The sequence below is a fragment of the Heyndrickxia sp. FSL K6-6286 genome (assembly GCF_038630395.1).
Taxonomy (GTDB): Bacteria; Bacillota; Bacilli; order Bacillales; family Bacillaceae_C; genus Heyndrickxia; species Heyndrickxia oleronia.
This window is the reverse complement of record NZ_CP152029.1, coordinates 4,137,868-4,150,655: the sequence shown is the minus strand read 5'-3', so window position 1 is coordinate 4,150,655 and position 12,788 is coordinate 4,137,868. Positions and strand designations below refer to the sequence as shown.

Genomic DNA, 12,788 nt, shown 5'->3' with positions numbered 1-12,788 from the left:
GGATAAACGCTTTTTTTGTTGAAGTTACTAAATGAACAAATCAAGGTAGTAGGAGAAAATGAGGGAGAAAAATGTGGAAGCGAGATATTATTGAAACAAATAGAGGGAAATTTGAAGTGTTCGTTTCTGGTAGTGGAAATCCTTTGTGCGTCACTCATCTATATTGTTCATATGATGAACGTGGAAATACTTTTGCCAATCCATTTACAACTGATTACAAAGTATTCTTAATAAATCATCGTGGTTGTGGTAATTCTGTTAAAGCCGATAGTGAAAATCAATATAGTATGGATGAATCCGTGAAAGATTTAGAAGCTATCCGATTTGCCTTAGGATATGATAAATGGGGATTTGCTGGGCATTCCACAGGAGGGATGCTCGCACTTAAATATGCCATACTTGCACCATCATCATTAACAAAGATAATTGCAGGAGGAACGTCCGCTAGTAAAGAATATAGCTCAGATCCGAAGTGTATTTATTCCAGAAGGAATCCTAACTTTACTCGCATAATGGAGATTATGAACCAACTGAATGATCCGCTTACCCCAGCAGAAATTCGAAAACAATTAGGATATGAATGGGATTTAATGTCCTTTTATTCAGAGGAAAAACTTAAAGAGGCGTTAAAAATTCCTAACAGTGGTAAGACTGTGGGTGTTCGTCTAAACCATTTTATTGAGAAAGAAATTCCTACATATGACATAAGAGATGAGCTAGTAAACATTACAATCCCAAGTTATATTTATGCTAGTGAGCATGATGTAGAATGTCCTTATAAATATGGGGTAGAGATTGCAAATTTAAATCCCAATGCCAAACTAACAACATTTCAGCATAGTAATCATCATCCTTTTGTTGAAGAAGCTGATAAATTTAAGAAGTTCGTTAAGTCGACTTGCGTTCAGTAGACTGATATGAAATAGACAGTGGATAGGGGTGGAAAAAGCCACTTGAAGTGGCTTTTAATCGCGCATTGCTCCTGCTTCTCGAGATGTCATTGCACCTTGTCCTTGGCTTACATCTTTTTGAATTTCTTGTTTTACCTTTTGTTTATCTGTTCCAGCAAATTCTGGTTTCATAATAGAACCCATATTTTGTTTACCTTGTTGATTCTGTTGCATACTGAGATCACCTCGGATTATTATTTAACCTTATTATTTACAAAGAAATTGGTTCTATGAGATGTTATTTAAAGTAAAGTGGCATACGAATCATTCTTTGGGTAATCTCTCCTTTATTAGATTGGTAAATCATTTCAAGTCTTTGATGTGATTCCATTGCTTTTTATAAAAAAGGAGGACTGTAAAAATCAATACAAATGTTTAGGGGGCTTCATTTTATAGGAAACGATCAGAAGGAAAAATAGCTTATCCTTCTATTAAATGTCGTAGTTATTTACCAACATTTTTAGGCATGAAATGTCGGGTAGTATGATTATTCATGTTTTACAGTATAGTTGAAAGGGAGTAAGGCTATGGATTGGCTACATAGAATGAATAATGCATTAGATTATATTGAAAGTAATTTGGATGAAGAGATTGATTATAAAAAAATTGCAAAGGCTGCTAACTGCTCTGAGTTTCATTTTTCAAGAATGTTCTCTTCCATCTCAGGGATATCGCTTTCTGAATATATTAGAAGAAGGCGATTAACACTCGCTGCATTTGAAATTCAAACAAGTGATATTCGGATCATCGATGTGGCAATAAAATATGGTTATGTTTCTTCTGATACTTTCTCGCGTGCTTTTCAAAAAATGCATGGAGTAACCCCATCTAATGCGCGTAATAAAGGTGTCCAGTTGAAAGCCTTTCCGAAAATTTCCTTTCAAATTTCTATTAAAGGAGATACCGAGATGGATTACAGAATTGAAAAGCTAGATTTTGAATTAAGAATTGTAGGAAAAGGTAAACCAGTAAAGACTAGCAGAGCATTTAAAACAATTCCTACGCTTTGGAACACTGCAAAAAAAGATGGATTCATGCAAGAATTAAAAGATATGTCATGGGAACATCCAAAATGCACGCTTGAAAGCCTTTTGGGGGTTTGTGGAAAAGAGGCAGCTATTACAGATGAAGAGTTTACCTACTTTATGGGTGTGAGATACGATGGGGAACCCCCGGCCGATATGGAAACACTCATTATTCCAGCAAGTACATGGGCTGTTTTTCCGAACATAGTGGATGCATGGAAACGTTTATATTCTGAATGGGTTCCAACTTCTGAGTACGAACTGGCAAATTTACCGTGTATAGAATGTTATTACGGCCCGAAGCATAAACCACGACATGAACTTTGGGTCCCTGTTTTACCAAAGTAAAATATATACATTTGTAAGATACCGTTTATTTGTAAAGGAAAAAGCCCAATTCTCAAATTTAGCTTCTGAGGAGATTGGGGCTTTTTATATTTGGATTTTGTTAAGGATTTAAATCCGGATTTTCTAAACGGTTCATCTATTTTACTAACGAAGCACTTTTTATAATGATGCGTACAGATTTTATAATCAGAAAGTTGCTAAAAGTTCAATTTAATATTGTTATTAAAAAACGAATATGATATATTGTCACCAATACTTATTAAAGTTCTTTAATAAGTATTTAGTTAGGTGGTGAAATTAGTGAGTGACCTTTTTGCAACACCAAAATCGATGAAGAAGCTTATCCTTCGTGGTATTCGTTCGACTCTTTTAGACCTTGGAAGTGCGACTAAACTTGAGCTCAGCCACGCTTTAGATATTAGTTTTCCAACGATAAGCAAGTTTTTAGCGCAAATGGAGAAGGATGGGGAAATTATTTCGGTGGGTTTTGATGCTTCTAGTGGCGGGAGAAAGGCGAAAAGATATAGATACAATCCGGAGCATATGCTAGGTCTCGCCATTTTCTTAGAGAAGACAGAGACGAATTATGCAATTTTCAATTGTGTCGGTGAAATAAAGAAACTTGGAAAAGCACCAAGTGTATTAGTTGATGATGGGCTGAATTTATTAACAAAGTGCATTGAAAATATAATGACTTCCTATCCCAAAATCAGTTCGGTCGCAATCGGAGTTCCAGGTTCAGTTGATAGTGGTCGGATTTTTCATATACCTGGTTACATGCAATTTCAAAATTTTGACTTGAAAGGATACTATGAGGATTATTTTTCTTTACCTGTTGTAGTAGAGAATGATATGAATGCCGCTGTTCTCGGATTTCACCATCATAAGGGGATCAAAGAAAATCAATCACTAGTATATTTGTATTCTGGTCAAAATGGTCCGGGAGCGGGAATTATGATTAATGGGGATGTAGTAAGAGGTAGCACTTTTTTCTCTGGAGAGGTTTCATACATCCCACAGTATAATGATCGAAATTTTGGTCAGGTGTTAGAAAAGAAAAGTGGATCAAGAATGATTGCCGCGGATGATGAAATAGACGCAATCAGTAGATTAATAGCCTCATTTGTAGCGATTATTAACCCTCATACGATCATCTTTTGTAATGATGAAGTTGAAAAGAAAGTATTGGAAAAAATCACGAAAGTCAGTTCGCAATATATCCCATCAGAACATCTACCAGAGTTAACAGTGAGTGAGTGGAAACAGGACTATTTATTTGGATTACAAAGTCTTGGAATTGATCTTATGATGAACAGAATAAGCAAATAAAACAAAAGGAAACGCAAAAATATGTAATGGTGAGGTGTAGGATGGCAACATTCCTTTTGGTCATTATTTATTTGGCATTTATCAGCTTAGGTTTACCAGATTCATTGCTGGGGGTAGCGTGGCCCGTGATGCAATCGGATTTTGATGCGCCACTTGATACAGCGGGATTCCTTTTTATGACAATTGCTGGAGGGACGATTATTTCCAGTTTAGTGAGTGGAAAGATCCTTAGACGGTTTGGAACAGGAAAAGTTACCTTAATCAGTTGCTTGTTGACTGCTTGTGCTTTGCTAGGATTTTATTTTTCCCCATCAATTATTTGGTTATTTATATGTGCCGTCCCTCTTGGATTAGGTGCTGGAGCGGTTGATGCAGGGTTAAACAATTTTGTTGCTATACATTATAAAGCACACCATATGAGCTGGTTACATTGTTTTTGGGGAGTCGGAGCGACAGTGGGGCCACTTATTATCGCTCAATTTATTTCCGGACAAAATTCATGGAGAAATGGATATTTTGCCATTTCCGGCATTCAGTTTACGTTAGTTGTCATCCTGTTCCTTTCTTTGCCCTTATGGAACAGAGTGATCAAAAATAGGAATATCACTCTAAATAAGGATTCAGATGGAGATAAAAATTTTGAGGATGATACAAAAAATCTAAAACCTTTACAAATCAAAGGAGTTAAACTGGCATTGATCTCTTTCTTATTTTATTGTGCGGTTGAATCAACAGTTGGTCTTTGGGGGAGTAGTTTTCTAGTAAATGTAAAACACTTACCTGCAGCGGTTGCTGCCCAATGGGTTTCTCTATATTATGGAGGAATTACTGTTGGTCGATTTATTACAGGATTTATTACCTTTAAAATGAATAATGCGACTCTCATTCGACTAGGGCAAATCATTGCCTTAATTGGTGCCATACTTTTATCCCTGCCCTTTCCATCTATTTTCTCACTTATCGGTATGATTTTGGTTGGCTTTGGTTTAGCACCAATCTTTCCATGTATGTTGCATGAAACCCCCACTCGATTTGGGAAAAAGCAATCCCAGATAATTATGGGCTATCAAATGGCAGTTGCTTATACTGGTAGTACTTTTATGCCGCCGCTTCTTGGTTTCCTTGCATCTCATTCAACAATCGGGATCTTCCCGTTTTGTATTTTGTTTTTTGTTATAGCAATGCTTTTAAGCTCAGAAAAATTAAATATCTATTTGAAAAAGAAAGGCACTTTTCTCAAACATGATGCTAGTCAGGTAAAGCTATAACTAATCATTATCGATTGAAAATTTGTTAACCACCTCCATTTCACTGAGAAAATAGTAAGTAAATGATAGGAGAAATGAGCATCTAAAACAAAAAGGGGAGAGAGCTTTAATGATTAAATTAGTGTTATCTGACATGGACGGGACATTCCTTAATAATGATGGAGAATTTAACCGGGAGCTGTATAAAGATGTAAAAAAGATAATGAGTGAAAAAGGAGTTGTTTTTGCCCCTGTTACTGGGAAGCAATGCGAGCGCATAGAAGAATTATTTGGTGATGATGCAGACGATTTATGGATTTTAGGTGATAGTGCAACACGAATCAAACATAATAAAAAATTTGTTTATGAATCTCTTATTAATAACACATTAGGATTGGAAATAATAAGTTGTCTTGAAAAAATAAGTCTGAACCATACAATCATTGCTTGCACTAGAAGTGGTGCAATGATTAAAAATAACATCCCTCCAACAGAAGCAGCCATTGTTAGAAAATCCTATGCGCAAGTAAAACAGGTATCGGAATTTAATGAGATAACAGAGGATTTTGTTAAGATTACCATTCATGATCCTGCTCTTGGTTGTTTTGAAACGAGGGAAAAATTATCCCAGTTTTTTGACCGAGCATATATGGTTGCTTCGGAGCCTGCATGGATTGATATAGCTAATGTCAATGTTCATAAGGGTACTACAGTGGCACATTTACAACGCTTATTAAATGTTACTTTTGAAGAAACAATGGTATTCGGAGATGGTCATAATGATATTGAGCTTATGTCATGTGGCTTGTATAGCTTTGCAGTTCGAAATGCAGTTCAAGAAGTAAAGGAAGCAGCAAATTTTATTACTCGATCGAATGAAGAGGATGCGGTAATGCGAACTATCATTCAAATATTGGCTTTACAAGGAAATTAACGAGTTACGTAACTACTTTCGCATAAAAATTAACTAAGGACGAGGATACCTATGAAAACAGAGAAAGAAAAAATGCTAGCTGGGGAAATGTACAATCCCGCTGACCCAGTTTTATTACAGGAACGTGATGAAGCAAGACGAAAGGTTAGAATATATAATCAAACCCTTGAAACAGAAGGAGAAAAACGAACGCAATTACTAAAGGAATTACTCGGTTCAACTGGTGAAAATATATATATGGAGCCAAATATAAGATTTGATTATGGTTATAACACGCATGTTGGAGAAAACTTTTTTGCAAATTTTGACTGTACCATCCTAGATGTTTGTAAAGTCCAGGTTGGGGATAATTGTATGTTTGGACCTGGGGTGCACATTTATACGGCCACACATCCACTGAATCCAATTGAACGAAATTCGGGTAAAGAGTACGCAAAACCTATTACGATTGGTAATAATGTATGGGTTGGTGGAAGTGCCGTAATAAATCCAGGAGTGACGATAGGTGATAATGTTGTCATTGCATCAGGTGCAGTAGTTACTAAAGATGTACCAGATAATGTAGTAGTCGGTGGTAATCCAGCAAAAGTAATTAAGCAGATTATCGGGAGCGGTTGTGGCATATGAAAATTTCTTTAATTGTAGCGATGGATAAAAATAGAGTCATTGGTTATAAGAATGATATTCCATGGAGAATACCGCGGGATTGGGAATATGTTAAAAATACTACAAAAGGACATCCAATCATATTAGGTCGGAAAAATTTCGAATCGATTGGCAGGGCTTTATCGCATAGAAGAAATATTATTTTGACCAGGGATAAAAATGTCACATTTGCTAATTGTGAAATGGCCTATTCAATGAATGATGTTTTTGAGATGTGTAAAAACGAAGAAGAGATTTTTATCTTCGGGGGAGAACAGATCTATAAATTATTCTTACCTTATGTTAGGAAAATGTACATAACAAAAATTGATCATGAATTTGAAGGAGATACCTTTTTTCCAGAAGTTAATTATGATGAATGGAAAGAAGTATCTGTTGAAAAAGGCGTAAAGGATGATAAAAATCCATATCATTATTTTTTTCATATTTATGAACGAAATATCGCTACTGAGATTTAAATTTTTAGGGGATTTGATTTTACTTTGTGAATAAGGATAGGTTGTAGGAGGTTTGAACAAATAAGCATTCTACCTGTACCTCAAAAAATTCTGAACTAATTTAAAGAAAACAGCTTTTCCCCATCTATTATGTTCTACAAGGATGAAGTTTCAATAGCTACAGGGGGCACATATATATGAATTTACTTTGGAAGGGTTTATTATTTGGTATAGCAATATTTATTTTCTTTGTGATATGGGATTATATAAAGGAAGGTGAAATTGATTGGTCTGATAGCATTATTCGGTCTATTATTTATGCGGTAGTTTACATCCTAATTACAGCTTTAATGGATAAAAACGAGAAAGTAAACTAAGAAGCCCCGAATTCACTATTAAGATCAGTAGACTAGAAGAAGGAAAGAAACCCACTGCTTGTATCAGAGTCCTGTTTGATATGAAGTAGTGGGAAATGGGGGAAGATGGAAAATCTGCAATAGTGATAGTTTTATTTTGTTATATGAATAATATTATTAGAAATCTTTAGGTTTAAACTGAACGCATCTGCCATGTAGCGGATTGGTACATAAAGTGTATTATTTTTTACAAAGGGACCTTCATAGATATCCTTAATCAGTTCACAAAGATCTGTTTCACTAACGCATTTGATTTTTGCATCATATATTTGAATATCGTCAGGACTATATTCTTTTCCAATTCTTTTTATTATCGAATAGCCTCTATTTTTATTTCCCCAAATAGTGACTCGTTTGCTTGCTCCATCAATTTCATAATATTGATAAAGGTCTAATTCATCTACAAGAGCGTATGAGATTGTGTATCCTAATTTGTTTGTAATGGCTCTTAGTGGGACGTAGCTCCTTCCTTTGATGACTTGAACATTTGCATTAACTTTTTTCCCATTTATAGATAATGTATATTTTGATGCAGATGTTAGTGTCGACGCATTCGCAATTTGTTTCTCTACACCCCAAAACATTAATGAAATGGTTATTAAAATGGATATAGTAACAAAAGATAACATTCTACTAATCATTTTCTAGCCCCCTTTTTGCAAAAAATAACTCCCATATTTTAATTCATTAATCCAATTGCTGTTTATAATATTCTAATAATTCTGTGATGTATAATCAACTTCATATTCTAAATCAGTCCTAAATACTCATTTTTACCTAATAGCCATTTAAAGAGCTGTGTAAAACAACCTTTCATCCCAAGTTGACTGTAGTACTATCGTTTAATTTAGCAGAATGTTGTTGAAAATAATCATGTAGTATAGTATATTATTGGAAATTAGAGGTGGGTATCATGCGTTCATTTCAGTTAATTATGCTGTTCTCACAATTACATCATCATATCAAGTAGCCTTGCTAACCGATTTTAAAAATCGTAAATAGGAAGGCTATTTATCATTCAACCGTATTTGATTAAGTTTAACACTTAAATCAAGTGCGGTTTTTTCGTTTTTTTTAGGAATGTTGCTATGTAGATAAGTTTTAACTTATCTTCTTCATTCCATGGAGGAAAGAGCTATACACTTATTAAAATTTGGAGGTTAAGATGATGAAGAAAATGGATTATCAAAATGTGAAGGGAACTCAAGATTATTTACCTAATGCTGAAGTGGTCCGAAGAAATATTCGACAAATTTTAGAAGAGGTATTTATACAATATGGATGTCAACCACTGGAAACACCAATATTAAATTATACTGAATTGCTTGCTTCGAAATATGGCGGAGGCGCTGAAATATTAGAGGAAATGTACACGTTAACTGATCGAGGTGAAAGAGAGTTAGCATTACGATACGATCTTACTATTCCGTTTGCAAAAGTTGTTGCTATGAACCCATCATTAAAGATGCCTTTTAAAAGATATGAAATTGGTAAAGTATTTAGAGATGGACCTATAAAAACAGGGAGGTTTCGAGAATTTACACAATGTGATGTTGATATTGTAGGAGTAGATTGGCAAGTAGCAGAAGCTGAATTAATGATGATGGCTTTGGATGTATTCAATAAACTTGAATTAAAGGTAACTATTCAGTATAACAATCGAAAATTGCTAACTGGTATGCTTGAAGTATTTGGTATAGAGGTTGAAAAAATGAACAAGGTTGTGTTAATTCTAGATAAGCTCGAAAAAGTAGGGTTGGCTGCTGTTATTTCTGAACTTAGTGAACAGGGATTATCAAGTTCAACGATTCATTTAATAAATCAATTTTTAACTGATGAAAATAATACAAGTTTTAGCTATTTTGAATCCTATTCCAATCAAAATGAAAAAGTAAGGCAAGGCTTAAATGAATTAAAAGAGCTCGAATCCTATCTAGAATTTCTTAAAGTAGAGAAATTATGTGTATTTAATCCTTTTTTAGCAAGGGGATTAGAGATTTACACAGGTACTATTTATGAAATATTCTTAACGGACCAGTCGATTAAATCCAGTATCGGAAGTGGTGGCAGATATGATAATGCAATTGGTGGATTGATAGGAACAAATGAGAGCTTTTCAACGGTGGGAATCTCATTCGGCCTTGATGTTATTTATACGGCTATACGTACATCTACGGAAGAAATGAAGGAAAATCCATATGTGGATTATTATATTATTCCATTAGGAACTCAAAAAGAATCCTTATTAGTAGCCAATTATTTAAGAAAACAAGGCTATAAAGTCGAATATGAGATGAGTAACAAAAAACTAGGTAAAGCCCTTGAAAAAGCAAATAAAGAGAAGATTCGCTATGTGATCATTATTGGAGAGAATGAAGTGGAAAATAATCAATTTAAAATCAAGGATATGTTTACAGGTGATGAAAAAATAGTATCTTATCAGTACAGGGATTGAAAAAGTGTTTCCGTAGCTATGATGACTGAATAAGGCTCTTTTCTAAGAGAATTGAAGGTTTTCAATTTAGAAAAGAGCTAAATCAAGATAACGAACTGTAATGTAAGGAGTGTGTATAAATGGCACGTGTTTTATTTATTAATGGTGGATCAGAAGGACATGTGAATCCAACGATTGGAGTTGTGCAAGAACTTATTTCACGTGGGGAAGATGTCGTGTATTTTACAATAGAAGCTTATCGGGAGCGCATTGAGAAGACAGGAGCTACTGTAAGAACATTTGACGGTGACAAGTTTATTAAAGCCTTTATTTCGGGTGGACGAAGGTTTTTACTCGAAAGAATCAATGGTCTATTGCGTACAGCGGACATCATTATACCTAGTGTGCTTGAGCAAATAGAAGGTGAGCAGTTTGATTATATGATCCACGATTCGATGTTTGGGTGTGGACGTTTGCTCGCACAAATCCTTAAACTCCCTGCCATTAATTCCTGTACTTCTTTTGCCGAAACAAAAGCAGGATTCGATCAAATGCTGGAGCAACTTTCAGAAAATATCCCTACAGATATACTTAAAACGCTAAATGATGAATTTCAACATCTGACCACTAATATTAAAGACAAATATAATGTTCAAATCCATTCGCCCTATGAAGTATTTTGTAATCCTGCACCACTTACAATGGTTTATACAACGAGGGAGTTCCAACCTCTTGCAGAAACATTTGACGAAACTTATCAATTTGTTGGCCCATCCATCTCTATCCGACCAACACAAGAAAGCTTCGACATGAGTGCTATAAAGGGAAAAAGCCTCATTTACATTTCACTTGGTACGATCATGAACCATGCAATTGACTTTTATAAGCTTTGTATCCAAGCATTGGGGAACACGGATCATCATGTTGTCATGTCAATTGGCGAGAAAACTCAAATAGCTGAGTTAGGCGAGATTCCTAAAAACTTCATCGTCAAACAATATGTTCCGCAAACTGAGGTGCTAAAAAACACTAAATTATTTATCACCCATGGTGGAATGAATAGTGCACATGAAGGTCTCTATTATGGGGTACCGCTCATTGTCATCCCACAAAGTGCGGATCAACCGATCATTGCCGAGCAAGTTGTCAAAATCGGAGCAGGAATTAAATTAAATATGCAAAGCTTGACCGAAGATCAACTACGTGATGCTGTAGATCAAGTATTAAATAATCCTTCCTTCCAAAGCATGGCTGCAAATACTAGTGAATCCTTTCAAGCATCGGGTGGATATCGCCAAGCTGTTGAAGAGATTTTCAAATTTAAAAGTAAATATGGGATTTAAAAAAGTTATTGAGCGGGAGAGTAAATAAACGCGTAATAAAGGAAATTCTTGCTTCCATATAGAAAGAGTAACAAACACGTTGTGAAGGGATGAAAAAATATGGAGGCAAGTAACCAAATCATTCAGATTAAGCCTTGGGCAGAAGAAGATCTTAATTTACTATTTCAAATTAATTCTCCAGAAATGATGCAGCACCTCGGAGGTCCAGAGAGTGAAGAGCAGATTTTGAAACGTCATAAACGATATTTAGAATTAGGTGATAGGGGGCGTATGTTTTCCGTTATTGTATTGCCAGAGTACGAACATGTTGGTTCTGTAGGTTATTGGGAAACTACTTGGAACGGAGAAAGTATCTATGAAACTGGATGGAGCATCCTACCAGGCTATCAAGGAAAAGGAATTGCTACAAATGCAGTGAAATTAGCCATTGATGAGGCAGCTTCTATGAACAAGCATAAATACATACATGCTTTCCCTTCCATTGATAATCCTGCATCAAATGCAATTTGTCGGAAGCTTCATTTTCAATTACTATCTGAATGTGAATTCGAATACCCTCCAGGAAATTTTATGAGCTGCAATAATTGGCGCTTGAGTCTATGATCGTTAAGATAAAAATGAGGCCCTTTAATAGATTAACTATAAAGGGTCTCCTTCTTTTTTTGAGATTGCCTTTTTGGCGAAGAAGCATTTTTATTTAAAGCCAATAATAGGATCATACCTATGATACAAGCTGTACCTACCCATTGGAAAACTCCAAAAGGCTCTTTTAACCAAAAGACAGTCGTTAGTACAGCAGCTAAAGGCTCGATGCTGCCTAAAAGACTAGACTCTTTAGGTGATAGACTTTGTAAGCTTTTTATATAAAACCAAAATGCGATCATTGTACCGAATATGATGACAAAAACTAAGTATGAATATGCTTCAAGGGTTAAATGAGAAAAGTCCATTTGCCAAGGTGGGTGAATAAAGCTTAATGCAAAGCCTCCGATAATCATCGCCCAGCCAACAATGACAAGGGAATCATACTTTTTCAGTAAAGGAATAGCGAATAAAGTGTAAAATGCCAACGCTAGTCCTGATAAAATCCCCCAAATGATTGCAGGTGTCGGAACGGATAATTGTGATAGTGAAGCGTTTGTTAATAAGAAAAAGCAACCAATTAATGCGAGTAACACGGTATATATATCTTGCCGTGTTAGAGTAGCCTGTTTGCGTAAAATTAAGTAAATGATAATGATGACAGGAGCTAAGTATTGCAATAGCGTAGCCACGGCAGCATTCCCATGTTTAATGGAGGCCATATAGGTATATTGAACCGCGAGCATACCAATTAAACCGAAAATGATCAGCTGTACTGCTGTCCTCTTAATTTTCCAAACCGTTACTACTTGAGAACGGTCCTTCCCAATTAATTGAATCACTAATAGTAATCCACCAGCTATCAGTAGTCGTGTTGAAACAAGCCAATTCACATCAATCCCATATTGTTGAAACAGCTTTTTTGCTACCGTACCACCAATTCCCCAAAATATTGCTCCTGTTATCACAAGAAATAAGCCTTTACCTCTGTTCATAGTTATTTTCCACCTTTAAATATAAAAATCGTGTTGTACTATAGTAATAATAAGTGGTATTTCCTTAAAAAAATATCTAAAT

Annotated in this window: 14 protein-coding genes; 11 read left to right on the top strand and 3 right to left on the bottom strand. The window is 35.3% G+C overall.

Going from position 1 to position 12,788, the window contains the following annotated elements; genetic code table 11:
* The first annotated feature begins 71 nt into the window (after window positions 1–71).
* The gene (locus MHI39_RS20930) at window positions 72–911 is read left to right on the top strand and encodes an alpha/beta fold hydrolase (protein ID WP_180211567.1); all 840 of its coding nucleotides are present in this window, start codon (window positions 72–74) and stop codon (window positions 909–911) included.
* A 54-nt stretch (window positions 912–965) separates the two neighbouring features.
* On the opposite strand, the gene MHI39_RS20925 is transcribed toward MHI39_RS20930, so the two are convergent.
* A complete protein-coding gene (locus tag MHI39_RS20925; RefSeq protein WP_169793009.1) occupies window positions 966–1,124 on the bottom strand; it encodes a hypothetical protein in 159 nt (52 codons plus the stop codon).
* A gap of 353 nt (window positions 1,125–1,477) precedes the next feature.
* Between MHI39_RS20925 and MHI39_RS20920 the strand changes: the two genes are divergently transcribed.
* The 7 genes from MHI39_RS20920 (at window position 1,478) to MHI39_RS20890 (ending at window position 7,313) form a co-directional block, all read left to right on the top strand.
* Window positions 1,478–2,323, top strand: coding sequence for an AraC family transcriptional regulator (locus MHI39_RS20920; RefSeq protein ID WP_342540106.1), 846 nt, complete (start codon window positions 1,478–1,480; stop codon window positions 2,321–2,323).
* A gap of 300 nt (window positions 2,324–2,623) precedes the next feature.
* Window positions 2,624–3,652 carry an ROK family protein gene (locus MHI39_RS20915; RefSeq protein ID WP_259547555.1) on the top strand — a complete coding sequence of 343 codons (1,029 nt, stop codon included), beginning with the start codon at window positions 2,624–2,626 and terminating at the stop codon, window positions 3,650–3,652.
* Window positions 3,653–3,693: 41 nt separating this feature from the next.
* A complete protein-coding gene (locus MHI39_RS20910) occupies window positions 3,694–4,920 on the top strand; it encodes an MFS transporter (RefSeq protein ID WP_342540104.1) in 1,227 nt (408 codons plus the stop codon).
* Between the two features lie 109 nt (window positions 4,921–5,029).
* Window positions 5,030–5,833: an HAD-IIB family hydrolase gene (locus tag MHI39_RS20905; RefSeq protein WP_342540103.1), complete on the top strand. Its 804-nt coding sequence runs from the start codon at window positions 5,030–5,032 to the stop codon at window positions 5,831–5,833.
* A 51-nt stretch (window positions 5,834–5,884) separates the two neighbouring features.
* The gene (locus tag MHI39_RS20900; protein ID WP_278892013.1) at window positions 5,885–6,460 is read left to right on the top strand and encodes a sugar O-acetyltransferase; all 576 of its coding nucleotides are present in this window, start codon (window positions 5,885–5,887) and stop codon (window positions 6,458–6,460) included.
* Window positions 6,457–6,957, top strand: a complete 501-nt coding sequence (gene dfr / locus MHI39_RS20895) for a DfrD/DfrG/DfrK family trimethoprim-resistant dihydrofolate reductase (RefSeq protein ID WP_342540102.1) — start codon at window positions 6,457–6,459, stop codon at window positions 6,955–6,957. The genes MHI39_RS20900 and dfr overlap by 4 nt, the downstream gene beginning before the upstream one ends.
* 176 nt (window positions 6,958–7,133) lie before the next feature.
* The gene (locus MHI39_RS20890) at window positions 7,134–7,313 is read left to right on the top strand and encodes a hypothetical protein (protein ID WP_058006662.1); all 180 of its coding nucleotides are present in this window, start codon (window positions 7,134–7,136) and stop codon (window positions 7,311–7,313) included.
* Between the two features lie 131 nt (window positions 7,314–7,444).
* Here MHI39_RS20890 and MHI39_RS20885 read toward each other — a convergent pair whose 3' ends face one another.
* Window positions 7,445–7,993, bottom strand: a complete 549-nt coding sequence (locus MHI39_RS20885) for a copper amine oxidase N-terminal domain-containing protein (protein WP_259547546.1) — start codon at window positions 7,991–7,993, stop codon at window positions 7,445–7,447.
* Window positions 7,994–8,520: 527 nt separating this feature from the next.
* On the opposite strand from MHI39_RS20885, the gene MHI39_RS20880 reads away from it, so the two are divergent.
* The 3 genes from MHI39_RS20880 to MHI39_RS20870 all read left to right on the top strand — a co-directional run bounded on the left by MHI39_RS20880 (window position 8,521) and on the right by MHI39_RS20870 (window position 11,732).
* A complete protein-coding gene (locus MHI39_RS20880) occupies window positions 8,521–9,807 on the top strand; it encodes a histidine--tRNA ligase (protein ID WP_342540101.1) in 1,287 nt (428 codons plus the stop codon).
* 119 nt (window positions 9,808–9,926) lie between these two features.
* Window positions 9,927–11,129 carry a macrolide family glycosyltransferase gene (locus MHI39_RS20875; protein WP_216386055.1) on the top strand — a complete coding sequence of 401 codons (1,203 nt, stop codon included), beginning with the start codon at window positions 9,927–9,929 and terminating at the stop codon, window positions 11,127–11,129.
* 99 nt (window positions 11,130–11,228) lie between these two features.
* Window positions 11,229–11,732, top strand: a complete 504-nt coding sequence (locus MHI39_RS20870; RefSeq protein WP_278892017.1) for a GNAT family N-acetyltransferase — start codon at window positions 11,229–11,231, stop codon at window positions 11,730–11,732.
* A 32-nt stretch (window positions 11,733–11,764) separates the two neighbouring features.
* Here MHI39_RS20870 and MHI39_RS20865 read toward each other — a convergent pair whose 3' ends face one another.
* Complete coding sequence (locus MHI39_RS20865; RefSeq protein ID WP_342540100.1) at window positions 11,765–12,706, bottom strand: EamA family transporter; 942 nt, start codon at window positions 12,704–12,706, stop codon at window positions 11,765–11,767.
* Window positions 12,707–12,788: the final 82 nt, after the last annotated feature.

Bases quoted from the DNA above. Each gene is read 5' to 3' on its own strand.
- MHI39_RS20925 (WP_169793009.1), bottom strand. From the start codon at position 1,124: ATGCAACAGAATCAACAAGGTAAACAAAATATGGGTTCTATTATGAAA.
- MHI39_RS20905 (WP_342540103.1), top strand. From the start codon at position 5,030: ATGATTAAATTAGTGTTATCTGACATGGACGGGACATTCCTTAATAAT.
- dfr (WP_342540102.1), top strand. From the start codon at position 6,457: ATGAAAATTTCTTTAATTGTAGCGATGGATAAAAATAGAGTCATTGGT.
- MHI39_RS20920 (WP_342540106.1), top strand. From the start codon at position 1,478: ATGGATTGGCTACATAGAATGAATAATGCATTAGATTATATTGAAAGT.
- MHI39_RS20910 (WP_342540104.1), top strand. From the start codon at position 3,694: ATGGCAACATTCCTTTTGGTCATTATTTATTTGGCATTTATCAGCTTA.
- MHI39_RS20870 (WP_278892017.1), top strand. From the start codon at position 11,229: ATGGAGGCAAGTAACCAAATCATTCAGATTAAGCCTTGGGCAGAAGAA.
- MHI39_RS20875 (WP_216386055.1), top strand. From the start codon at position 9,927: ATGGCACGTGTTTTATTTATTAATGGTGGATCAGAAGGACATGTGAAT.
- MHI39_RS20890 (WP_058006662.1), top strand. From the start codon at position 7,134: ATGAATTTACTTTGGAAGGGTTTATTATTTGGTATAGCAATATTTATT.
- MHI39_RS20880 (WP_342540101.1), top strand. From the start codon at position 8,521: ATGAAGAAAATGGATTATCAAAATGTGAAGGGAACTCAAGATTATTTA.
- MHI39_RS20865 (WP_342540100.1), bottom strand. From the start codon at position 12,706: ATGAACAGAGGTAAAGGCTTATTTCTTGTGATAACAGGAGCAATATTT.
- MHI39_RS20900 (WP_278892013.1), top strand. From the start codon at position 5,885: ATGAAAACAGAGAAAGAAAAAATGCTAGCTGGGGAAATGTACAATCCC.
- MHI39_RS20885 (WP_259547546.1), bottom strand. From the start codon at position 7,993: ATGATTAGTAGAATGTTATCTTTTGTTACTATATCCATTTTAATAACC.
- MHI39_RS20930 (WP_180211567.1), top strand. From the start codon at position 72: ATGTGGAAGCGAGATATTATTGAAACAAATAGAGGGAAATTTGAAGTG.